The organism is Desulfofundulus luciae, assembly GCF_030813795.1.
In the GTDB taxonomy this organism is placed as follows: domain Bacteria; phylum Bacillota; class Desulfotomaculia; order Desulfotomaculales; family Desulfovirgulaceae; genus Desulfofundulus; species Desulfofundulus luciae.
In genome coordinates this window covers 25017-48440 of the sequence record NZ_JAUSUX010000016.1, presented here as the reverse complement: position 1 = coordinate 48440, position 23424 = coordinate 25017, and the positions used below count along the sequence as shown (strand labels likewise).

Sequence of the window (23424 nt, the reverse complement as noted above, 5' to 3'; positions counted from 1 at the left end):
AAAATCAGGGGATGGAGGAAAGGAACTTTACGCATCAACCTGTGTTGCTGGAGGAAGTGCTGGCCTGGCTGAACCCGAAGAGCGGGGGCACCTACGTGGATTGCACCGTCGGGGGAGGGGGTCACGCTGCAGCCATCCTGGAAAGCAGCAGCCCCGATGGCCGCCTGATCGGGCTGGACCAGGACCCCCATGCCCTGGAAGCGGCCGCCCGGCGCCTGGCCCCTTACGGAGAACGGGTCACCCTGGTACGGGAAAACTTTATCAACCTACCCCGGGTCCTGGCCGAACTGGGTCTTCCGGCCGTAGACGGCATACTCTTCGACCTGGGTGTGAGTTCTCCCCAGTTGGATGTTCCCGAACGGGGTTTCAGCTACCACCAGGAGGGTCCGCTGGATATGCGCATGGACCCAACCATGCACTGCACGGCTGCCGACCTGGTCAATAACCTGGGAGAAGAGGAACTGGCCGGGATTATTGCCCGCTATGGCGAGGAACGTTGGGCCAGGAGGATCGCTTCCTTCATTGTGCGGAAAAGACAGCACCAGCCCATAACAACCACCTCCCAGTTGGTGGAAATAATTAAAGAAGCGATACCGGCAAAAAGCAGGCGCAGCGGTCTCCACCCGGCCCGGCGAACCTTTCAGGCCTTAAGAATTGCCGTTAACCGGGAGCTGGAGGTCCTGCCGGAAGCTTTGCGTCAGGCGGCAAACCTGCTCCTGCCAGGGGGACGCATTCTGGTGATCACTTTTCACTCCCTGGAGGACCGGATCGTCAAAAATTTGTTTCGCCATTTGGCCAACCCATGCGTTTGTCCACCCGGTTTTCCCCGGTGCGTATGCGGGCAAAAGCCTGTATTGCGGGTACTTGCTCCCGGGGGGGTGGTACCCTCGGAAAGGGAGGTCAATTTAAATCCCCGCTCCCGCAGTGCCCGCTTGCGGGTGGCAGAAAAATTAAGGCCGGTTCTAAATGCCGCGGGGGGTGAATAAGCTTTGATAGTAGCCAAGGAACAACCTTACCACCAAAGCCCGCCCGGGGAAAGGTACAGCCCTGCGGGTCGTCCCCGGCCGCAAGCACGGCCCCGGGAGCATCTAATACTAACGCTGCTGATCCTGCTCGTTTTTGCATTGGGTATCCTGATTTCGATTTTCTATTCCCGGATACTCATTACCGGATATCAGATCACCCGCATGCAAAAAGAGCTGGCCGAGCTGGAAATCGAGACCCGGGGTCTTGCCGAGGAGGTGTCCAGGCTATCCTCCCTGGAACGGGTGGAAGCTGTGGCCACCACCCGCCTGGGCATGGTGAAGCCAGACGAGAGCCAGGTGGTACTGGTTAAGGCTGCAGGTGATCCCCAGGATGTTCCCCCGGAATCCAGGCCGGCCGAAAAATCTGGGTCCGATGATACGGAGAAAGGCCGTGCACCCAGGGAGCATCACTGGATCCTGCAGGCCCTGGCCGATCTGGTCATTCACCGTTCCTCCGGACATTCCGGTTAAGGGGCACCTATTTTTTCACGGGTGGGCGCTATCTGGAGGAGAAGGGTATGCGCACCACCAGCGTCATTATCCGCCGCAGGCTGACCTCTCTTTTCCTTCTGGCCACTGCGGCCATCGTTGTTTTGATAGGCCGTCTGGCCTGGATCCAGTTTATAAGGGCGGATGAATTGCAGCAAAAGGCCCTGGAAGTGCGGATGCGGGATATTCCGGTGGAGGCCAGGCGAGGGAATATTTACGACCGGACCGGGCGTCTACTCGTAACCAGCGTCAGCGCCGAGTCCCTTTATGCCATTCCCTATCTCGTAAAGGATCCCCGCCGGGCTGCCGAACAGCTTGCACCCCTCCTGGATATGAAGGTGGAACGCCTCTATCAAATCCTCACCCGCCAGTCCTGCTATGAATGGGTTGCCCGCAAATTAGAACCGGGGACAGTAGAGAAAATCAAGCAGCTCAAGTTGCCCGGCCTCTTTTTTGTTGAAGAAAGCATCAGGCATTACGTGTTTGGCTCCCTGGCGCCCCACGTCCTGGGCTTTACCGGCGTAGACAACCAGGGGCTCATGGGCATAGAAAAGACGTTTGACCGGGAATTACGGGGAACTCCCGGCCGCATTGTAGTAGAACAGGATGCTACCGGGCGGGAGGTTCCCGGAGCGCTGCATAAATATATTTCCCCCCGGCAGGGAAGCAGCCTGATCCTGACCCTGGATGAAACCATCCAGCAGTTTGTGGAGCGGGAACTGGACCGGGTGGTGGCTAAATACAACCCCAAACTGGCAGTGATTATCGTCATGGACCCCCGGACCGGGGAAGTCCTGGCCATGGGTAATCGCCCCAGCTTTGATTTGAAAAACTGGATGACTGCTCCGCAGGGGGTTTGGGACCGGAATCCAGCCATCTGGTATAACTACGAACCGGGCTCTACCTTTAAAATCATCACCACGGCTGCTGCCATCAGCGAAGGGGTGGTCAGGCCAGATGACCGGTTCTTCGATCCGGGCTACGTAAAGGTTGCCGACCGCTACATTCGCTGCTGGGCCGACGGCGGCCACGGCAGCCAGACCTTTGAGCAGGTGGTGATGAATTCCTGCAACCCCGGATTTGTGGAGGTAGGGCTGCGCCTGGGCAAGGAAAGGTTTTATTCCTATATTAAAAACTTTGGTTTCGGGGACGTTACGGGTATTGACCTGCCGGGGGAGGCTACCGGTATTCTCATTCCCGAAAAAAAGGCAACCAGCCTTAACCTGGCCACCATGGCCATCGGTCAATCCATTGCCGTGACGCCAATTCAACTGCTGACCGCCACCTGCGCCGTGGCCAACGGAGGTCTTTTATTGCGCCCGCATCTGGTGAAAGAAATCCGCGACCCATCGGGTAAGGTAATCAAGACCTTCCAGCCCGAGGTGGTGCGCCGGGTGCTTGACCGGGAAAAGGCCCGCCAGGTTGCGGACCTGCTCCAGGCGGTGGTCATGAAGGGTACCGGCAGAAACGCCTTCATCGACGGCTACCGGGTGGCCGGCAAAACCGGTACCGCCCAGGTGGTCGGGGAAGGGGGGGGCTACGTAAGCGGGAAATACGTGGCTTCTTTTACCGGCTTTGCCCCGGCAGACAACCCGCGGGTCGCCGCCCTGGTTATGGTTGCCGAGCCGCAAGGCGGCATCTATTACGGCAGCCAGGTAGCCGCTCCGGTGTTCCGGGAAGTGGTCCGGGACACCCTGCATTACCTGCAGGTGCCTGAAACGCCCGGCCTCGAAAAACCAAAGGATCCTTTCGTATACTTTGAACAGCCCCGGGTTAAGGTCCGGGTGCCAAACGTGGTCAATTATCCCCTGGAAAAGGCTCAAAATATCTTGCGCGAGGCGGGACTGTCCTTTGTGGTCCGGGGGGAGGGAGCTGTTGTCCAGGGGCAGACACCAAAAGCGGGAGCCGAGGTGTTAAGTGGTACCTCGGTGGTGCTGGATCTGCAACTCCCCGGGGGTAAATCAAGGGAGGGACCGGTGACCGTTCCCAATCTCACGGGCCTGACCATTACCGAGGTGGCCGCTCTGCTGGCGGGTATGGATCTCCGCCTGGAAGCGGTGGGGATGGGGCAGGCCGCCAGCCAGAACCCCCGGCCGGGGGAAAGAGTCCCCCGGGGAACCACGGTGAGGGTCGAGTTTAAACCCGGATCCGAGCCTTCCCAGGCACCTCCTGCAACTGCCCGGCCGGTGCGGGAATTTATTGAGAGACCATAGCATTATTTATATATAATTAATAAAAAGTGGCAATAATACCTTAAAAAGGACCAAAGGGCTCTTATTGCATTGTAACAGCAGGGGTGGTAGTATAACCACGGGAAATCTTTCTGGTAAGGAAGGAGGATTTCACTTGCTGTTTAGCGAGTTGATCAAAGGGCAAACCTGTTTGGCTGTGGGAGGCAATCAACAAGTACATATATCGGGCATTACCTACGACTCGCGGCAGGTGCAACCGGGTTTTCTGTTTGTAGCCGTGGAGGGCTTCACCACCGATGGCCATCGTTATGTGGAGCAGGCCATATCCAGGGGTGCAGTAGCCGTGGTGGTGCAAAAGGAAATCCCCCTTCCTTCCGGTATTGCCTATGTGCGGGTGCCGGACACCCGCTTAGCTCTGGCTTTACTTGCGGCGCGCTTCTATGGCTATCCGTCCCGGAAATTAAAATTGATCGGGGTTACCGGGACAAACGGTAAAACCACTACCACCCATTTGCTGGCAGCCATTTACCGGGCTGTGGGAAACAAGGTGGGGCTTATTGGTACCATTGCCAACTGGATTGGTGACCGGGTATTGCCGGTAGCCCATACCACCCCCGAATCCCTGGACCTGCAGAAGTTGCTGGCCGAAATGGTGACTGAGGGGGTTACGGTAGCGGTAATGGAGGTAAGTTCCCATGCCCTGGCTTTAAACCGGGTGGCCGGATGTGCCTTTGATGCCGGGGTATTTACGAATATTACCCAGGACCACCTGGATTTCCACCGGGACATGGAGGATTACCTGGCGGCAAAGACGCTGTTGTTCCGGGGGCTGGGGGAGGACGGTAAGCCCGCCCTGGCGGTCATTAATGCCGATGACCCCCGGGCGGAAAGGATCGTGGCCGAAACCAGAGTACCCGTTTTTACCTACGGGCTCACGGCAGAAGCGCAGGTGCGGGCACAGGAGGTTAAGGTCACCTCCCGGGGCGTCTCTTTTACTGTCACCGGCCCCTGGGGTGAAATTCCGGTAAACTTAAAGTTAACCGGTTATTTCAACGTTTATAACGCCCTGGCCGCCGTGACGGCGGCAGTGGCCGGGGGAATTCCCCTGCCGCTGGCGGCCCGGGCCCTGGAGTCGGTGGAAGGTGTGCCGGGCCGGTTTGAGCTGGTGGACCGGGGGCAGGATTTTACCGTGGTGGTGGACTACGCCCACACCCCCGACGGGCTGGAAAACATCCTCACCACCGCCCGGGCCATAACCCCGGGAAGGTTGATTACCGTATTTGGCTGTGGCGGCGACCGGGATCCCACCAAGCGGCCCATCATGGGGGAGATTGCCGCCCGCCTGAGTGATCTTCCGGTGATTACTTCGGATAACCCCCGCACCGAGGATCACATTAGGATCATTGCCCAGGTGGAAGAAGGGGTGCGGCGGGTCCGTTCCGACTACCGGGTGGTGCCCGACCGGCGGGAGGCCATTCGTTTTGCCCTGGGGATAGCCGCCCCGGGGGATACGGTCATTATTGCCGGTAAAGGGCATGAGAATTACCAAATTATCGGTACCACTAAATATCCTTTTGATGATCGCATTGAAGCTATGAAAGCGCTGGACGAAATTTTAGATAGAGGAGAACGACCGTGAAAACGATGACCCTGGAGGAAGTAGCACGGGCCGTAAAGGGCAGGCTGTGTCAAGGGGATGCAGGCGTCCGGGTCCGGGCCGTCTCCATCGACAGCCGCAACCTTGCGGGAGGCGAGCTGTTTTTTGCCCTCCGGGGGCAACGGCATGACGGCCATGACTTTGTACCCCAGGCTCTGGCCGCCGGTGCCGCCGGGGTGGTGGTGGAGCGGATGGTTTCCGCTTTAAATCCCGGGGCGGCCGTGATCCAGGTGGACGACACCCTGGTAGCTTTACAACGGCTGGCCCGCTATAACCGGGAGGCTTACCGGGTGCCGGTGATTGGTATTACCGGCAGTTCCGGTAAAACCAGTACCAAGGACCTGGTGGGGGCTGCCCTCTCCCGGCGGTTTAACACCCTGAAAACCACGGGCAACAGGAACAACGAAATTGGCTTGCCCCTCACTCTCCTGGAGCTTGATGAGCGCTACCAGGCCGTGGTGGTGGAAATGGCCATGCGGGGAATGGGTGAAATTTCCTTCCTTTGCCGCCTGGCCCGCCCCACGGGAGCGGTAATCACCAATATCGGCGAGGCCCATATAGAGCGCCTGGGGTCGGTGGATAACATTGCCCGGGCCAAGGGAGAAATTCTGGAAGCCATCGGGCCGAAAGGGTTTGCCGTTTTGCACCGAGACAGCCCCTATATCCGGCGGGAGGCGGCCCGTTGCCGGGGGCAGGTGTACTTTTTCGGCATCGGCGGTGAAGCGGATGTCCTTGGTAGGGACATTCGTCCGGAAAAAGGCGGCAACCGGTTTCGGGTGAGGGTGCCCGACGGGGGGGGAACGGAAATACATTTACCCCTGCCGGGGCGGCACAATGTGGAAAACGCCCTGGCTGCGGTGGGGGTAGCCTGGGCACTGGGGGTGCCGCTGGAAGACATTGCCGCCGGCCTGGCCGGGGCCGTCTTGACTCCCATGCGCCTGGAAATAATTGATTACCGGGGGCTGAAAATCATTAACGATGCCTATAATGCCAACCCGTCCTCGACCCGGGCTGCCCTGCAGGTACTGGCTGAAACGGATGCTAAAGGGCGCCGCATTGCCGTTCTGGGAGACATGCTGGAACTGGGAGAAAAGGCTCAGGCCGCTCATCGCCGGGTGGGCGGCGATGCCGCCGGGGTAGTGGATTACCTGATTACGGTGGGTAATCTGGCCCGTTTTCTTGCCGACGGAGCCCTGGCGGCCGGGATGCCCGGCGGGCGCATCTTCCGGTGCGCATCCAACGGCGAGGCCGTAGAGATATTGAAAGACCTGGCCCTGCCCGGGGATGTGGTGCTGGTTAAGGGTTCCCGGGGCATGCGCATGGAAGGGATTGTGCAGGCCCTGGTCCAGGGACAAAACACCTTTTTGCATCAAAACACATAAGCTGGCAACAGTTGGCTATGGCGCGCGGAACGACCGGCGCCGACATGTACCGCTAACTTCCGGAGTAGGAGGGAATCCGCCGCAGGTGGTAGCGGATGGGGACCAATGATTTATGGCTTCTTTTAAGCAAGGCTTTGCTTATTTCTCTGGCCGTCACCCTTCTTTTAGGACCCCTGACCATACCCCTTTTGCGCCGTCTTAAGTTCGGCCAGAGTATCCGCAACGATGGGCCGGTCACTCACCTTTCTAAGGGCGGTACCCCCACCATGGGCGGAATCATGTTCCTGGCCGGAACGACTGTGGCCGGGCTCTGGCTGGCCCACCGTTTTCCGGAGGGCCTTCTGGTGCTTGGGGTTACCCTGGGATTCGGGTTGATTGGTTTTTTAGACGACTACATTAAGGTGGCTTTAAAAAGATCCCTGGGCCTGCGGGCTCGGGAAAAACTTTTCGGTCAGGTGATCTTAAGTGTGCTGCTGGCCTTGCTGGCTGTTTCCACCTTTGGCCGGGGGACGGATCTGGTAATCCCTTTTAGCGGTTTTTTTGTTCCCGGGGGATTAACCGTGGAGCTGGGAACCTGGGGTTATCTTTTGTTTGCCGTGCTGGTAGTGGTGGGTACGGCCAACGCGGTGAATCTCACCGATGGCCTGGACGGCCTGGCCGCCGGAGTAACTGTACCGGTGGCCGCAGCCCTTGTGCTTATTTCCCTCTTAATGGATAAGTTGGGAATTGCCATCATCATGGCCGCCCTGATGGGTGGCTGCCTGGGTTTTCTGGTCTACAATCACCATCCGGCCCGGATATTCATGGGCGACACTGGTTCCCTGGCCCTGGGAGGGGCCCTGGGAGCGGCGGCGGTATTGACCAGGAGCGAGTTATTCCTGCTGGTTATCGGGGGTGTGTATGTACTGGAGGCCCTGTCGGTAATCATCCAGGTCATTTCCTTCCAGCTCTTCGGCCGGCGGGTGTTCCGGATGAGCCCCCTGCACCACCACTTTGAGCTGGGCGGCTGGAGTGAACAGCGAGTGGTCTATACCTTCTGGGGGTTTACCCTTGTGCTGGCCCTCCTTGGGCTGGCCGGGCTGTATCAGCTGGGTTAGGTGTTTTGTGAGCATACTCGTTTAAGAAGGAAGGTAATGGACTTGGCATTTGAAGGACTGAAGGTTCTGGTAATCGGGGCAGGTAAAAGCGGGGTGGCGGTTAGCTGTTTTCTGGCGGGTAAGGGGGCAAAGGTCGTCTTAACCGACCGGAAGGAGCCGGCTTCCTTTGTCCCGCCCCTTCAATCCCTCTTGCCGCCGGAGGTGGAACTGGTGCTTGGCCGCTACCCGGAGGTGGATGAGGGGAGCTTTGACCTGGTGGTGATCAGCCCGGGGGTACCCCTCACCACTCCGCCGGCAGCCCGGGCCCGGGAGCTGGGTATTCCGGTAACGGGTGAGCTGGAGCTGGCTTACGGCCTGGCCATGGCACCCATAGTAGCCATTACCGGCACCAACGGTAAAACCACCACCACCAGCCTGGTGGGACAAATTTTTGCCGACGCCGGGATCAAGACCCTGGTGGCCGGTAATATCGGCCAGCCCCTGATTACGGAAGTGGAAAAATATGGACCAAACGACCTGATTGTTCTGGAGGTCAGCAGTTTTCAACTGGAGACCACGAAGCTTTTTCATCCCCGGGTGGCCGTCATCTTAAACATAACCCCCGACCACCTGGACCGGCACGGCAATATGGAGGGCTATGTGGCGGCAAAGGCGCGCATTTTTGCCAACCAGACCGGGGACGATTACACGGTTTTAAATTACGACGATCCCCTGACCAGGAATTTAGCATCCCCATGCCCCGGAAAGGTTATATTTTTCAGCCGGCGGCATAATCTGGAAGAGGGGGTAATCGTGCACAATGGTTACATAGCGGTCAGGGAAAGGGAGGCGGTCCATCCCATTTTGCCGGCCAGCGCCCTGCGTATTCCGGGCAGCCACAACCTGGAAAACGCCTTGGCCGCCGTAGCTTGCGCCTGGGTGCTGGGAATCAGGGAACCGCAACTGGCCGCCACGCTGCACCACTTCTCCGGCGTCCCCCACCGCCTGGAATTTGTCGCCGAGATCAACGGCGTAAAATATATAAACGATTCCAAGGGCACCAATCCCGAGGCCAGCATCAAAGCCCTGGAGGCCTATGATCAGCCCATCGTTTTACTGGCAGGGGGGAGAAACAAGGGCAATGATTTTACCGCCTTGGCCCGCCTGGCGAAGGAGAAAGTAAGGGTGCTGGTGGTGCTGGGAGAATGTGCCCGGGAAATTGAAGCCGCCGCCAGGGCGGCCGGGGTCGGGGAAATTATCCGGGCCCAGGATTTTAGGGATGCGGTGTTTAAAGCCCACCGGGCAGCCCGGCCGGGAGAAGTGGTCCTGCTTTCCCCGGCCTGCGCTAGCTGGGACATGTTCAGAAGCTACGAGGAGCGCGGGGAAGTATTCAAGCAGCTGGTACATGAGCTGATCGTGCGGGAAATGGCCGGGGGGCAGGCCAGGTAAATATTCGGTGAACGGTTTTGCTGAGCATTCACCCGGAGAAGGCAGGGAGACTCCCATGCGCTTACGCAGGCGGCCACCGGATTTTATCCTCTTCCTTACCGTACTCATGCTTTTAAGCGTGGGCATAGTGATGGTTTTCAGTTCCAGTTGCTACTACGCCATGTTTCCGCCCTTTAACAACCCTTTTCATTTTCTGATCCGCCAGTCCATCTGGGCCATCATAGGCCTCACGGCTATGTTTTTAATGATGAATTATGACTACTGGCATTTCAAAAGATGGGCGGGAGCGCTTTTGATCCTGGCCTTTGCCCTGCTGATTGCCGTACTTATTCCGGGGATTGGCGTTTCCAAGCTGGGAGCCCAGCGCTGGTTGAACCTGGGTCCCTTAAGTTTTCAACCTTCGGAGTTTGCCAAGCTTTGCCTGGTGGTCTTCACTGCCTACGGCCTTTCCCGGCGACCCGAACGGATCACCAATTTTCGCCAGGGAATGTTGCCGTACCTGGTGATAATGGGCTTGGCGGCGGGGCTAATTCTCATGCAACCGGACCTGGGTACGGCCGTGACCCTGGCCGGTACCATCGTGTTGATGCTTTTTGCGGCCGGTGCTTCCCTGGTGCACCTGGGCGCCCTGGGTGTACTGGGAGCGGGAGCCCTGGCCCTGGCCATCTGGATGGAGCCTTACCGCATGAGGAGATTCTTAGCCTTTCTGGATCCGGAAAAAGACCCCTCGGGCTCGGGGTGGCATATTTTGAATTCTCTCATGTCCCTTGGTTCCGGTGGCCTTTTGGGCACCGGCCTGGGGCAGGGTCGCCATTCCAAATTCCTTTATCTCCCCGAGAGGCAGACGGACTTTATCTTTGCCGTGATCGGGGAAGAGCTGGGTTTTATCGGTGCCTGTCTGGTGATCCTGTTGTTCATTATGTTCATCTGGCGGGGATTGAAGGTGGCCATTACCTCTCCCGATCCTTTTGGCAGCCTGCTTGCCGCCGGGATTGTTTCCGGCGTGGGTATTCAGGCAATCATTAATATCGGCGTGGTCACCAGCTCCCTGCCGGTCACCGGCATTACCCTTCCCTTTGTCAGCTTTGGGGGAACATCCCTGGTGTTCACCCTGCTGGGGGTAGGGATTTTGCTAAACATATCCCGCTACAGTGCTCCCAAATGACGGGAGGTGGAGTATTTGCATTTTGTGGTAACCGGGGGTGGTACGGGAGGACATATTTACCCCGCCCTGGCCATTGCCCGGGGACTGTTGGCCAAATACCCTGGAGCCCAGGTGCTTTACATCGGCCGGGCCGGCGGCCTGGAGGCCGACCTGGTTCCGAAAGCAAACCTGCCCTTTCGTTCCATTCCGGTAACCGGCTTAAAGCGCAACCTGTCTCCCCGGAACCTGCTGGTGTTCTGGCAGGCAGCCCGGGGGGTTCTGCTGGCCCGGCAGATACTGGCCGATTTCAAACCGCGGGTGGTAGTGGGTACCGGGGGATACGTGTGTGGGCCGGTGGTCATGGCCGCCGTTTTGCTGGGTATTCCCACCCTGATCCACGAACAAAATGCCCTGCCCGGTTTGACCAACCGGCTTCTTTCTCGTCTTGTTAGCCAGGTGGCGTTAACCTTTGACGATGCCCGGAAATATTTTCCCCGTAAAGCTCGGGTTAAAGTTACCGGGCTACCGGTGCGTCCGGAGGTGCTGGCCTGGCGGCGGGACGAGGCCAGGCGGGCCATGGGTATCCCTGAAGATGCCCAGCTCGTCCTCTCCTTTGGGGGTAGTCAGGGGGCCAGGGCGATCAACCTGGCCATGATCGAGGTTTTGAAGCAGTTTGGGGGACGGGAGGGGGTATACTTCCTCCATGTGACCGGTCCCGGCCAATATGAGGAGTTTTGCGCCCGGGCAAGGGAGGCGGGTTTAAGTATAGCCGAAAATGGCAATATTATCCTTGTACCTTATCTTGACGAAATGCCCCGGGCACTGGCGGCAGCCGACCTGGCCATCTGCCGTGCCGGGGCAGCCACCCTGGCAGAGTTGACGGTGGTGGGGTTGCCGGCCATTCTCATTCCCTACCCCTATGCTGCCGGGAATCACCAGGAATACAATGCCCGTTCCCTGGAGAAAGAAGGTGCCGCTCTGGTCATCAGGGATCGGGAGTTAACGGGGTCTTTGCTGGCTGAAAAGTTGGCCCGGCTTCTGGCGCGGCCGGCAAAACTGAAGGCGATGGCCAGGGCAAGCCGCCGCCTGGGACGTTCGCGGGCCCTGGATGAAATACTCGAGCTAATAGACAACCTGGTCCGGTAAAAACGGGGCTACTGCCCTTCATGAACCAGGTGGCACGGCTGGACAAGCCCGGGAATGGCACACCTTTTTTAACGCGGGCATAGTATATGGTGTATCGCGAAGCCGTCACGTTTGCCAGGAGCTGTAACCGGGAAAGGAGTTGAAAGTCCTTGCAGGTAATACCCCGGCGGGTACATTTTATCGGTATTGGCGGGGCTGGCATGAGTGGCCTGGCCAGCATCCTTTTGGATTTGGGTTATGAGATTAGCGGTTCGGATCTTTCCTCCACTGATACCATCCGCAGGCTGGAATCCCGGGGAGCCGTTTGCCATGTGGGGCACGCCGCCCGGAACCTGGATGCAACGCAACTGGTGGTTATTTCCTCGGCGATTAAACCGGATAACGCCGAATTGCTGGCAGCCCGGCAAAAGGGCATCCCGGTGATGCACCGGGGGGATCTGCTGGCCTGGTTGATGCAGCGGCAAAAGGGCATTGCCGTTGCCGGGGCCCATGGCAAGACCACCACCACATCCATGCTGGCCCTGGTACTGGAAAGGAGCGGACTTGACCCGACCATTGTCATTGGAGGTGAATTGAACGATATTGGCGGAAACGCCAAGCTGGGTCGAGGGAAATATCTGGTGGCTGAGGCCGATGAAAGTGACGGATCCTTTTTGAAGTTGCATCCGCTGGCAGTGATCGTAACCAATATTGAGGATGATCACCTGGACCATTACGGTTCGGTGGCGGAAATTAAGAAGGCTTTCCGGCAGTTTATGGGCAGAGTGCCAGAATACGGGGTGGTCATTGTTTGTCTCGACGATCCCAATGTGCGGGAAGTATTGCAGGATTTGGGCCGCCCCGTGATTACCTACGGTATCGAGAGTTCCGGTGCCGACTATGTCCTGCGCCATTTATCTTTAGACGGTGAAGGTTCCCGCGGTGAAGTGTATTATCATGATCAGCACCTGGGTACCCTGGAACTTTCCGTCCCTGGGAAACATAATATGTTAAACGCCCTGGCCGTGGTAGCTGCAGCCCGCTGGCTCGGTCTTGATTTCCAGATCATCGCTCAAATCCTCAAAGAGTTCCGGGGGGCCAGAAGAAGGTTTGAACTGCTGGGGGAAGTGGGAAATGTGCGGGTGGTGGATGATTATGCCCACCATCCCAGTGAAATAAAGGCCACCTTGCAGGCGGCCCGCCAGACGGGGCCAAAGCGCCTGATCGTCGTCTTTCAGCCTCATCGCTACACCCGGACGGCCTTGTTAAAGGAACAATTCGGGAAGGCTTTTGGCGAAGCCGATCTGGTTATCGTCAACGAGATCTACAGTGCCGGGGAGCAACCCATAGAGGGGGTCAACGCCCAGTTGATTGTCCGGGCCATTAAAAACCACGGCCGCCCGCCGGTGGTTTACCTGCCGACCGGGGAACAAATAGTCAATTACCTGGCTGCCAATGCCCTGCCCGGCGATTTGATTTTAACCATGGGTGCGGGGAACATCTGGCTCTGTGGTATTGAACTGGTAAAAAGGTTAAGGGAGAAAACAGCATGACTTTGCCGGCCGGTTTTAAAGAATTAAATGCCCTGTTACCCGGGCAGGTGAAGGCCAATGAGCCCATGGCTCGTCATACCACCTGGCGTATCGGTGGCCCGGCGGATATCTTTGTAGAGCCAACGGGAGTGAAGGAACTGGCCCGGCTGGTTACCTGGGTACACGGTCGTGGTCTCCCCCTTTATTTTATTGGCAACGGTTCCAACCTGCTGGTAAAGGATGGTGGCATCCGCGGCATAGTGGTGAAAATTGGCCGTGCCTTCGGTCAGGTCCAGGTGCAGGAAACAACTCTGATCGCCGGGGCCGGGACAATGCTGGGTGTGCTGGCGTCCGTAGCCCAAAAGAACGGCGTGGGCGGTTTGGAGTTTGCCACCGGCATTCCCGGAACGGTAGGCGGGGCGGTGGTAATGAATGCCGGCGCCAACGGTTTATCCATGGCCGACCTGGTGCAGGAAGTTACGGTTATGGATTCATCCGGTGAGCTGGAACGCCGGAACGCCGGCGAGTTGGGTTTTGGCTACCGGACCAGCAATTTGCTGGGCAGTTCGCTGGTGGTGCTGGAGGTGACCTGTCGGGGTGTGGCCCGGGACCCAGACCGGATCCGGGCGGATATGGAGCAGTATCTCGCCCGCCGCCGGGCTTCCCAGCCCCTATCCTACCCCAGTGCCGGCAGCGTCTTTAAAAATCCCCCCGGCAAAACGGCCGGCTGGTTAATTGAACAGGCCGGGTGTAAGGGTATGCGCCAGGGTGATGCCCAGGTGTCTTTAATCCACGCCAATTTCATTGTCAATTTGGGAAAGGCTACCGCCCGGGATGTACAAATCCTGATCCACCGGGTACAGCAACTGGTTTACGAACGCTTCGGGATAACTCTAACTCTGGAGGTACAGGTTCTCGGTGAGGATTGAGGCGGGGGTGACAGCATGGTCAGGTTTTTCATTACGGGCGGTAATCCCCTGCGGGGCACCGTGCGGGCCAGCGGCAGTAAGAACGCCACCCTGCCGATCCTGGCCGCCTGTCTCTTGCACGGGGCACCCAACGTAATCCAGCAGGTGCCGGCGTTAAAGGACGTAGCGACCATGTGCGATGTCCTGGAATACCTGGGGGCCCGGGTGAACAGGGAAGGGGATTCCATCAGGGTTGACGCCACCCATATACAATCCCTGGAGGTAGGGGAAGATTTAATGCGCCGGATGCGGGCGTCCAACCTGGTGCTGGGGCCTCTTCTGGGGCGCTTTCGCCGGGTCAGGATCTCTTACCCCGGCGGCTGCAACATCGGTTCCCGGCCCATGAACCTGCATTTAAAGGGGCTCAAGGCCATGGGGGCCAGGATTGAGGAAAAATTCGGCTATATTACCGTGGAAGCCGATAAACTGGCGGGTGCCGAAATCCACCTGGATGTTCCCAGTGTGGGCGCCACCGAAAACATAATGATGGCCGCCGTGCTGGCCGAGGGCACCACTGTCGTCCGCAATGCCGCCAAGGAGCCCGAGATTGTGGACTTGCAGAACTTTTTGAACCGGATGGGAGCGCGCATCAAGGGTGCGGGTACGGATGTGATCCGCATCGAAGGGGTGAAACACCTCTATTCGGTGGAACACGCGGTGATTCCCGATCGCATTGAAGCAGGGACACACCTGGTTGCCGCTGCCATTACCGGCGGAGATGTCACGGTAACCAACGTCATTCCCGAACATCTGGAGCCCGTGCTGGCCAAGTTGAAGGAAATGGGCTTTTTAGTGGAGACGGGCGATGAACATGTGCGGGTGGCGGCCCAGGGGCGCCCGCGGACGGTAGATATCAAAACGCTGCCCCATCCCGGCTTCCCCACCGATATGCAGCCCCAGATTATGGCCCTGGCCTGCCTGGCGGAGGGAACCAGCGTGATTACCGAAACAGTCTTTGAGAACCGTTTTAAACATGTGAGCGAACTGCGGCGGATGGGTGCCGACATCAAAGTGGAGGGGCAGACGGCCATCGTCAAGGGGGTAGAAAGGCTCACCGGTGCCCCGGTGATGGCCACTGATTTGCGGGCGGGCGCAGCCCTGGTCCTGGCGGCCCTGGCTGCGGAAAACGGTACGGTGGTTGAAGGTGTGGAACATATCGACCGGGGCTACGAAAGACTGGAACAAAAATATGCCGCCCTGGGGGCCAGAATTATGAGAGTATCCACTTGATGTGGTTCTTTTTTAGTTTTTGGGTGGACAAGTTTTTCCGGTTGCTATAATATTTTGGTATAATAATCCGGGAACGGGAAAACCGGGTATTATTGCTTGTTGGGGCCAGCCGGCGGGCTGGCCGGATACAAGGGATGCCTGGTATCCGCGGGCATCAATTCTACCGGTTCCAGGACAAACTATTGGGAGTGGTGAGGTTGGGCATACCGCGGCGTACCGGAAAATATCTTGCCGAAAGGATTTTGTTTGCCTTTGTGGTCCTGCTGGCCGCTTTTATCCTCCTGGGTTCACCCCTGTTCGAGGTGCGCGAGATTGAAGTTACCGGTAACAGTTCGCTGGCGGATAAAAAAATTGTGGAACTTTCCGGGATCACCGCCGGCACAAATATTTTCAAGGTTAATTTAAAAGAGTCCGCAGCCCGGATCCGCACCGTGCCGCTCATTAAAGATGTCAGTCTCACCCGCGAGTTTCCCTCCCGGATAGTGATTGCGGTACGGGAAAGAAAAGCAGTGGCTTTGCTTCCCGTCAAGGACGGTTTCATGCAGGTGGACCGGGAAGGGGTATGCCTGCAGGAAAGCGGGGTGGCCGGTTCCCTGCCGGTGGTGACGGGGGCGGTTGTTTCCACCCCTGCCCCGGGGCAGGTGATCCGGGATGCCAAACTGTGTACCGCCCTGCAGGTGATCAATCAGTTGCCCGGGCCGCTGCGTAGTAACCTTTCCGAAATACACGTTAATGGTCAGGGTCAGGTGGTGCTGTATACCCTGGACGGAGTGGAATGCCGCCTGGGTACTCCTGTGGATATCAATAAAAAAGCCGGTGTACTCCTGCAGGTTCTGGAACAGGTAAAGGGCCGGCAGATAGCCTATGTAGATCTTACCGGTGTTCCCGTGATCAAATATGTCAGATAAAATTTAGATGGCCTGAAATTGGGGGGCATGACCGTGAAAAGCAGGGGATTTCACTGGGCGTTGGTCCTGGTGGGGCTGGTCATGGGTCTGATGCTGGCGGTGCAGTTTCGTTTGACCAAGGATATCCAGGAAACGCCCCCCGTTAAACAAACGCAAACCCTGGCTGCCCAGGTTAATCAAGCTAGAAAGGAACGGGATGATCTCCAGAGACGGGTTAGTGACCTGCGGGCCCGCCTGGATGAAGTGGCGGCCGATCCCCGCTTAAAGGCGTTAAAAGAGGAATTGAACCGGGTGCGTATTACGGCCGGCCTGGTAGATGTTACCGGGCCGGGGGTGGAAGTAACTTTAAATGACAGCAACCAGGTTTTGCAGCCGGGACAAAATCCAAACCTTTATGTTTTACACGATGAGGATGTGCTGAAAGTTATCAACGAGTTAAAGGCCGCCGGGGCCGAGGCCATAGCCATCAACGGGCAGCGCATGCTGGCCACCAGTGAAATACGCTGTATCGGCCCGACCATTTTAACCAACCGCAACCAGCGCCTGACCCCCCCTTTTGTCGTCTCGGCCATTGGTAATCCCGATAATTTAGTTAATTCCCTGCTAATGCGGGGAGGGGTAGTGGAGCAACTGCGCTTTTGGGGTATACAGGTGGAGGTTAAAAAAGTAGCGCAACTAACCGTGCCGGCCTATACGGGAGGGGTGCGCTTTGAGTATGCCCGCCCGCTGGAGGAGGGAGGAAAACAATGAAGCTGTCCACGTATCTATCCCTCGGATTGGTGGCCCTGGTTTTGGGTGTACTTATTGTTTTCCAGTTCCGGGTTACCAGGCACATTGAACAGGGTGTTCCGGCCGGCCGGGCGCAGGAGCTGGCCCTGGAACTGCGCCAGCTGGAAAAGGACAAGAGCAAACTTGGGGCCGAGGCCAATGACTTAAGTCTTAAACTGGAACAGGTTACCCGGGGGCAAACCGAAGCAGAGAAGGCCCTCAAGGATGAGCTGGCCAAAGCCAGGTTGCTGGCCGGTTTGGTTCCCGTTACCGGGCCCGGGATTGAGTTAACCCTGGACAATCCTCCCCAGCAGGCCGGTGGACGGGGGCCCGCCAGCCTTTATGCCATCCGGGACGAGGACCTCTTGCGGGTGATCAATGAACTACGGGGTGCGGGGGCCGAGGCCCTTTCCATTAACGGCCAGCGCATAGTGGCCCACACTGAAATTCGCTGGGCCGCCCCCTTTATTAATGTTAATTTGACTAGAATAGTGCCGCCATACCATATCCTGGCCATTGGCAAGCCGGACAATTTAAAAAGCGCCCTGGAAATTCCCGGCGGGCTGGTGGAGTACTTGCAGGATCTGGGGGTCCAGGTAAAGATCCAGCCCTATGACCGGCTTACCATCCCGGGTTATTCCCGCACGACGGAGTTTCGCTATGCCAAACCAGTGGTAAAAGGGTGAGAAAAAATGTGGTTAGGTATCTGGCTGGCCGTTGCCGGTTTGGTTCTGGGAGTGCTGCTGGGGCTTAATATCCCCCTGGTGTTGCCACAGGTTTACGCCAAGTATCTTTCCGTGGCGGCGCTAGCGGCCCTGGACTCGGTTTTTGGAGGCATCCGGGCAGCCATGGAGGACCAGTTTGATAACACCGTTTTCATTTCCGGTTTCTTCAGTAATGCCCTGCTGGCTGCCGGTCTGGCCTTCATTGGAGAACGCCTGGGGATCGATCTTTATTTAGCCGCCGTGGTGGCCTTCGGGGTGCGGCTGTTTCAAAACCTGGCCATTATCCGGCGCCACCTTTTTGAAAAATTAAAATAAAGTTTAAAGGGAAAAGAACGACTGGCGTTGAATTTTACATTTTTAGTAACTGGTAGGGGGTGCCCCGCTTGACTGGAAAGGAAGTTGTGGCCGGCCTGGATGTGGGTACGTCCAGTATGGTGGCGGTGGTGGCCCGGGTTGCCGATCCCGGACGGGCAGTCGGAGTGGGCTGGTGTCCATCCCTGGGCATGCGCAAGGGTATAGTTATTGACGTAGAAGGGGCAGCCCAGGCGGTGCGGCGGGCCGTGGAGATGGCCCAGGAGGCTGCAAGATGCAGGATCGGTACTATCTGCGTGGGTTTTTCCGGCCACGGCGTAAATGTGCTCACCAGACATGCCGATATAACTATTGGTCACGGTGGAAAAATTACCACCGGTGATGTGGCTGACCTGATACAAATTCTGAGGCAAGTGGAGGTCCCTGCCGGAAGGCGGGTTTTGCAGGTAGTGCCGGTGGAATTTATGATTGACGGTATGCCCAAAAGGGATAACCCCGTCGGGTGTACAGGTTCCAAACTATCCCTGGAAGCACGGGTGGTAACTGTAGACAGTCAAATGGTAGGACAGCTGGTTACCGCCGTAGAATCGGCGGGACTCCGGGTGGCGGAGGTTGTATTAAACCCACTGGTGGTGGCGCAGGGAGTTTTGAGTACCGTTGAGAGGGAACTTGGCGCGGCTCTGGTGGATTTAGGCGGTGGAACTACGGCCGTCACAGTCTTCAAAAGTGGGACCCTTATGGATATGACCGTTATTCCCGTGGGTGGGGAACATATTACCAGCGACCTGGCTATTGGAGTGAGAACTTCCCTGGATGCAGCCGAAAAGGTGAAGCGCGAGATCGGCCTCTTCCCACAAGAAACAGTTTTTGTAGAATTACCCAGCATGGGTGGCCTGGCCTCCCGGCGGGCCAGCCTGGCTACCATCAGGCAGATTATCGAATCCAGGGTGCTGGAGATTTTGGATCTAATTAAGCAAAGCATTGCCAGGCTCACCCGGGGGAAGGCGTTGCCCGGGGGGGTTGTACTCACCGGCGGCGGCTCCTTTCTAAAAGGATTGACCGATCTGGCCTCCCGGGTTTTGCAGTTGCCTGTCCGGGTAGCTACAACGGAACCGGACTGGCAGGCTGCCCGTTTTTTGGCCAGACATGCGGCCGCATGGGTAGCCGGGCGGGAAAACCACAGGCTGGCGATGGCAGCCGGGGAGTTCCGGTTCGGGCCGCGGGGAGTAAGACAGATTTTTGCCCACTTACGCCGGAGTTACCCTCATGGAAGCGGTACTGACGGTTAAGGTATTTTCTTGAAAAGCCATAGAGGGGGATAATCATGCTTGACTTTGAGCTTGAAAACAACCAGTTTGCCAATATTAAGGTCATCGGAGTGGGAGGGGCTGGCAACAACGCCGTTAACCGGATGATTATGGCCGGTTTGCGGGGAGTGGAGTTCATTGCCGTTAACACCGATGCCCAGGCTCTCCAATTGGCCCAAACCAGCAATAAAATCCAGATCGGGGCCAAGTTAACCAAAGGGCTGGGTGCCGGTGCCAATCCGGAGATTGGGCAGAAGGCGGCTGAAGAGAGCCGGGATGATATCATCCAGGCTTTAAAGGGGGCAGACATGGTTTTTGTTACTGCCGGTATGGGTGGTGGTACCGGTACCGGAGCGGCGCCGGTGGTGGCTGAGGTGGCCAAGGAACTGGGTGCTTTGACTGTAGGGGTGGTGACCAAGCCTTTCACCTTCGAAGGAAGAAAGAGGATGAACCAGGCAGAGATGGGTATTCAGAACCTTAAGGGCAAGGTGGATACCCTGATCACCATTCCCAACGATCGCCTGTTGCAGGTTATTGACAAGCATACCTCCATTGTAGAGGCTTTTCGCATAGCTGACGATGTTCTGCGCCAGGGCGTGCAGGGCATTTCGGACCTGATTGCCGTTCCCGGTTTGATCAACCTGGATTTTGCCGATGTGAAGACAATCATGAAGGATACCGGTTCCGCCCTCATGGGTATCGGGGTGGCCAGCGGCGAGAACCGGGCTACCGAGGCGGCCCGCATGGCCATTTCCAGCCCGTTGCTGGAAACCTCCATCGAAGGGGCCAGGGGCGTGCTGTTAAACATTACCGGCGGTACCTCCCTGGGTCTCTTTGAGGTAAATGAGGCGGCGGAAATTATCTCCCAGGCCGCCGATCCCGAAGCCAACATTATTTTTGGTGCGGTCATCGATGAGCGTATGGAAGATGAAGTGCGGGTAACGGTCATTGCTACCGGTTTTGATCAAAAAGTGGTTAAAAAAGAACGGGCTAAAGATGAGTTGGAAATTAAGCCCTTCGCCAGCCACGACGACCTGGACATTCCTGCCTTTTTACGCCGCCGCAATTAAAGCTTGGTAGTTAGTTTTGAGCAAATTTTTTTAAAAAGCCGGTCTGTAAAGACATGGCTTTTTTATTTTTGTGCACAATAAAGGGGAGGGAGGAGATGAACAGTTGGAGCATCCGGAGCACGAGAAAACTGTGGAAGTGAAGGGAAATCGCAAGGAAGATCTTAACCGCATCAGGGGTGCCCAGCGTCTGGTAGATCCCGAACGGGGGCCGGAGAATAAGAGAAAAAAGAAAGCCCGGGAAACATAGAATGACATATTTTACCAGTCTGGTATTGTATAATAAGACCAGACTTTTCTTTATGCCCATTGATTTGTAAGGCTGTCATAAGGGTCTAGAGGCGGCCATATAATGGTAGAGGGCTGTGCACGGCCAGGTGGGAGTGGGCTTGATGACCGGTTACGTCGTCTATGTGGATCAGGTCCTGGCAGGCAATTTGCTCCTCAACTATATTCTATTATGGACGGCCGGGCGACTATCACAGGTGAGGGCAACTTTGTTCCGGCTGGTATTATCCAGTGCCCTGGGCAGTATATACGCTTTGTTCTTCTTTGTTCCGGGCTTTAACCAGTTATTTAGCTTACCTTTGAAAATTTTCTTTTCGTGCTTGATGATCGTGATAGCCTTTGCTCCTTTGCCCCTGAAAAGACTGCTCGCCTGTCTGGTTTTTTTTTACTTATCTTCTTTTACTCTGGGAGGCATCTGGCTAGGTTTTATTTATCTTCTCTATTCTAATAGCGATTTTGCCTCCGCCGCGAACCGGATATTGCGCATTATCCAGCAGTATTTCTGGCCCGGCCTGTTGCTAGCTCTTTTAACCCTGGTGGGGGGAGGGCGTGTACTGGCCCTGTTGATGCGGTCGCGGTTGGAGCAGCAGGCCCACCGGGTGGCCCTGGTGGTGGAAGTAGAAGGGCAGCGGGTAGAGGTGAGTGGCCTGTTGGATACGGGTAACAGTTTAAGGGACCCCCTTACCGGTTACCCGGTGATTGTCGTGGAGTACACCGCCTTGCTGCCCATATTGCCCCCGGCGGTGAGGCAAATTTTTGAGGAACCGGGGGATTCCGGCGACCCTTCCCTGCTGGCGACCCTGGCCGGAACTGACTGGCCGGCCCGCCTCTGTTTAATTCCCTTCCGCTCCGTGGGCCAGGAGCAGGGAATTTTGATTGGTATTCGGCCGGACCGGGTGGAAATTCTCCAAAAAGGTGGTAGTACCGGGGTTCAACAGGTAGTTGTGGGTATTTGCAGGCATTCATTAGGAAGTTACCAGGCACTGGTACCTCCGGCACTGGTCAGGGCAGCTTGACAGGCCGGGGAGCAATTTCAAGGTGGGGTGGGAAAGTATGTCTTTGCCGAAAATTGTGCAACTGAAATGGTATTACCGCTTGCTACTGATCAGGCTGGCGGCCTGGTTGGGCTACCAGCGGGAAATCCATTATGTAGGCAGCAGCGAGGCACTCCCGCCACCCCTTTCCACCGATGAAGAGTCCTTTTTGATTAACAAGCTGGAGGCCGGGGATAATGCCGTGCGTACCGTGCTTATTGAACGCAACCTGCGTCTGGTAGTGTATATAGCCCGCAAGTTTGAAAATACCGGCGTGGGGATAGAGGACCTGGTTTCCATTGGAACCATTGGGCTGATCAAGGCGGTAAACACCTTTGACCCCGCAAAAAAAATCAAGCTGGCCACCTATGCTTCCCGCTGCATTGAAAACGAAATCCTCATGTACCTGCGGCGCAACAATAAAACCCGGGCCGAGGTATCCTTTGACGAACCACTGAACATTGATTGGGAGGGCAACGAGCTATTGCTTTCCGATGTACTGGGTACGGAAAACGACATTATCTATAAATACATTGAGGAAGAGATAGATAAAAAGCTTTTATATATGGCCCTGAACAAATTGAGCGGCCGGGAGCGCAAGATTATGGAACTTCGTTTTGGTTTGAACAACGGGGTGGAAAAGACTCAGAAGGAGGTAGCCGATTTACTGGGTATTTCCCAGTCCTACATTTCGCGGTTGGAAAAAAGGATTATCAAGCGCCTTAAGAAAGAAATGCACCGGCTGGAATAGGGTGGCAAAGAGCCCCAAAGTCCGCCGGGGCTTTTTTTATCCATGTATAAAGGCAGGGGGCCTGGGTAATAATGAGGTTATGGCCAAACGCATAAAAACTTGAAAAGAGGTGGGCGGTCTTCCATGCTGGTGAACAAGGTAGAGATCAGCGGTGTGAACACCTCGAAACTCCCCCTGCTCACGGGGGCCCAGATGCGCCAGTTGTTCGAAGCAATGCACAACGGAGACCAGGAAGCCCGAACCCAGTTGATTAACGGTAACCTGCGCTTGGTCCTTTCGGTAATCCAGCGGTTTACCAACCGCGGTGAATATGTGGACGATCTCTTTCAGGTAGGTTGCATCGGATTGATGAAGGCGATCGATAATTTTGACCTCTCCCAGAACGTTAAGTTTTCCACCTACGCTGTTCCCATGATCATTGGTGAAATCCGCCGTTACTTAAGGGACAACAATTCCATTCGTGTAAGCCGTTCTTTAAGGGATATTGCCTATAAAGCCCTGCAGGTAAGAGACAACCTGGTCAACAAGTATTCCCGGGAACCGTCGATCAATGAAATTGCCGGCGAACTGAAGCTACCCCGGGAAGAAATTGTTTTTGCCCTGGATGCCATCCAGGAACCCGTTTCCCTGTTTGAACCCATCTATCATGACGGCGGGGACCCCATTTTTGTCATGGACCAGATTAAGGACGAAAAGAACCACGACCATAACTGGCTGGAAGGTATCGCCATTAGGGATGCCTTGAGAAGGTTGAGCGACCGGGAAAAGTTGATTCTCACCTTGCGTTTTTACGAGGGGAAAACCCAGATGGAGGTGGCGGAAGAGATCGGCATTTCCCAGGCCCAGGTATCCCGCCTGGAAAAAGCCGCTTTAAATAACATGCGCAAGTATTTATAGATTATATCTCCGGCCGTCTTCCTGCCGCCGGTGTCGTCCCTTCAGGCCGCTCCCGTGGGGGACAAAAACTCACCGGCGCTTTCGCTTTCCTGTGCCCT

General features: G+C 56.6%; 22 protein-coding genes. All 22 read left to right on the top strand.

All coding sequences use genetic code 11. The annotated features are described in order from the left end of the window. Positions 1-11 precede the first annotated feature (11 nt). The 22 genes from rsmH (at position 12) to sigG (ending at position 23326) form a co-directional block, all read left to right on the top strand. Complete coding sequence (gene rsmH, locus J2Z49_RS10230; protein ID WP_307402780.1) at positions 12-986, top strand: 16S rRNA (cytosine(1402)-N(4))-methyltransferase RsmH; 975 nt, start codon at positions 12-14, stop codon at positions 984-986. A gap of 3 nt (positions 987-989) precedes the next feature. Further along, positions 990-1496 (top strand): cell division protein FtsL, encoded by a 507-nt coding sequence (gene ftsL / locus J2Z49_RS10225; RefSeq protein ID WP_307402778.1) that lies wholly within the window; start codon positions 990-992, stop codon positions 1494-1496. Between the two features lie 47 nt (positions 1497-1543). Further along, complete coding sequence (locus tag J2Z49_RS10220; RefSeq protein ID WP_307402776.1) at positions 1544-3727, top strand: stage V sporulation protein D; 2184 nt, start codon at positions 1544-1546, stop codon at positions 3725-3727. A gap of 133 nt (positions 3728-3860) precedes the next feature. Then, entirely contained in the window at positions 3861-5345 is a 1485-nt protein-coding gene (locus tag J2Z49_RS10215) for a UDP-N-acetylmuramoyl-L-alanyl-D-glutamate--2,6-diaminopimelate ligase (RefSeq protein WP_307402774.1), read from the top strand. Positions 5346-5350: 5 nt separating this feature from the next. Continuing rightward, entirely contained in the window at positions 5351-6745 is a 1395-nt protein-coding gene (locus J2Z49_RS10210) for a UDP-N-acetylmuramoyl-tripeptide--D-alanyl-D-alanine ligase (RefSeq protein ID WP_307402800.1), read from the top strand. A gap of 95 nt (positions 6746-6840) precedes the next feature. Further along, positions 6841-7842, top strand: a complete 1002-nt coding sequence (gene mraY, locus J2Z49_RS10205; RefSeq protein ID WP_307402772.1) for a phospho-N-acetylmuramoyl-pentapeptide-transferase — start codon at positions 6841-6843, stop codon at positions 7840-7842. A 36-nt stretch (positions 7843-7878) separates the two neighbouring features. After that, on the top strand, positions 7879-9270 hold the full coding sequence (gene murD / locus J2Z49_RS10200) for a UDP-N-acetylmuramoyl-L-alanine--D-glutamate ligase (RefSeq protein ID WP_307402771.1): 1392 nt from the start codon (positions 7879-7881) through the stop codon (positions 9268-9270). A 55-nt stretch (positions 9271-9325) separates the two neighbouring features. Then, complete coding sequence (gene ftsW / locus J2Z49_RS10195) at positions 9326-10435, top strand: putative lipid II flippase FtsW (RefSeq protein ID WP_307402769.1); 1110 nt, start codon at positions 9326-9328, stop codon at positions 10433-10435. Positions 10436-10450: 15 nt separating this feature from the next. Continuing rightward, a complete protein-coding gene (murG, locus tag J2Z49_RS10190) occupies positions 10451-11560 on the top strand; it encodes an undecaprenyldiphospho-muramoylpentapeptide beta-N-acetylglucosaminyltransferase (protein ID WP_307402767.1) in 1110 nt (369 codons plus the stop codon). Positions 11561-11709: 149 nt separating this feature from the next. Then, entirely contained in the window at positions 11710-13092 is a 1383-nt protein-coding gene (gene murC / locus J2Z49_RS10185; protein WP_307402765.1) for a UDP-N-acetylmuramate--L-alanine ligase, read from the top strand. After that, positions 13089-14000, top strand: a complete 912-nt coding sequence (murB, locus tag J2Z49_RS10180; RefSeq protein ID WP_307402763.1) for a UDP-N-acetylmuramate dehydrogenase — start codon at positions 13089-13091, stop codon at positions 13998-14000. Before murC ends, murB begins: the two co-directional genes overlap by 4 nt. A gap of 15 nt (positions 14001-14015) precedes the next feature. Then, the gene (murA, locus tag J2Z49_RS10175) at positions 14016-15269 is read left to right on the top strand and encodes a UDP-N-acetylglucosamine 1-carboxyvinyltransferase (protein WP_307402760.1); all 1254 of its coding nucleotides are present in this window, start codon (positions 14016-14018) and stop codon (positions 15267-15269) included. 134 nt (positions 15270-15403) lie between these two features. After that, positions 15404-16177 (top strand): cell division protein FtsQ/DivIB, encoded by a 774-nt coding sequence (locus J2Z49_RS10170; protein WP_307402759.1) that lies wholly within the window; start codon positions 15404-15406, stop codon positions 16175-16177. Between the two features lie 33 nt (positions 16178-16210). Continuing rightward, positions 16211-16927, top strand: coding sequence for a DUF881 domain-containing protein (locus J2Z49_RS10165; RefSeq protein WP_307402756.1), 717 nt, complete (start codon positions 16211-16213; stop codon positions 16925-16927). Then, positions 16924-17631 (top strand): DUF881 domain-containing protein, encoded by a 708-nt coding sequence (locus J2Z49_RS10160; protein WP_307402754.1) that lies wholly within the window; start codon positions 16924-16926, stop codon positions 17629-17631. The genes J2Z49_RS10165 and J2Z49_RS10160 overlap by 4 nt, the downstream gene beginning before the upstream one ends. A gap of 6 nt (positions 17632-17637) precedes the next feature. Next, complete coding sequence (locus tag J2Z49_RS10155; protein WP_307402752.1) at positions 17638-17985, top strand: small basic family protein; 348 nt, start codon at positions 17638-17640, stop codon at positions 17983-17985. A gap of 68 nt (positions 17986-18053) precedes the next feature. Next, the gene (gene ftsA / locus J2Z49_RS10150; protein WP_307402750.1) at positions 18054-19271 is read left to right on the top strand and encodes a cell division protein FtsA; all 1218 of its coding nucleotides are present in this window, start codon (positions 18054-18056) and stop codon (positions 19269-19271) included. Between the two features lie 35 nt (positions 19272-19306). Beyond that, entirely contained in the window at positions 19307-20359 is a 1053-nt protein-coding gene (gene ftsZ / locus J2Z49_RS10145; protein WP_307402748.1) for a cell division protein FtsZ, read from the top strand. A gap of 70 nt (positions 20360-20429) precedes the next feature. Then, positions 20430-20606 carry a hypothetical protein gene (locus J2Z49_RS10140; protein WP_307402746.1) on the top strand — a complete coding sequence of 59 codons (177 nt, stop codon included), beginning with the start codon at positions 20430-20432 and terminating at the stop codon, positions 20604-20606. Between the two features lie 115 nt (positions 20607-20721). Continuing rightward, positions 20722-21660 (top strand): sigma-E processing peptidase SpoIIGA, encoded by a 939-nt coding sequence (gene spoIIGA, locus J2Z49_RS10135; protein WP_307402745.1) that lies wholly within the window; start codon positions 20722-20724, stop codon positions 21658-21660. A 37-nt stretch (positions 21661-21697) separates the two neighbouring features. Beyond that, on the top strand, positions 21698-22429 hold the full coding sequence (sigE, locus tag J2Z49_RS10130; protein ID WP_307402744.1) for an RNA polymerase sporulation sigma factor SigE: 732 nt from the start codon (positions 21698-21700) through the stop codon (positions 22427-22429). 123 nt (positions 22430-22552) lie between these two features. Then, positions 22553-23326, top strand: coding sequence for an RNA polymerase sporulation sigma factor SigG (sigG, locus tag J2Z49_RS10125; RefSeq protein ID WP_307402742.1), 774 nt, complete (start codon positions 22553-22555; stop codon positions 23324-23326). Positions 23327-23424 lie beyond the last annotated feature (98 nt).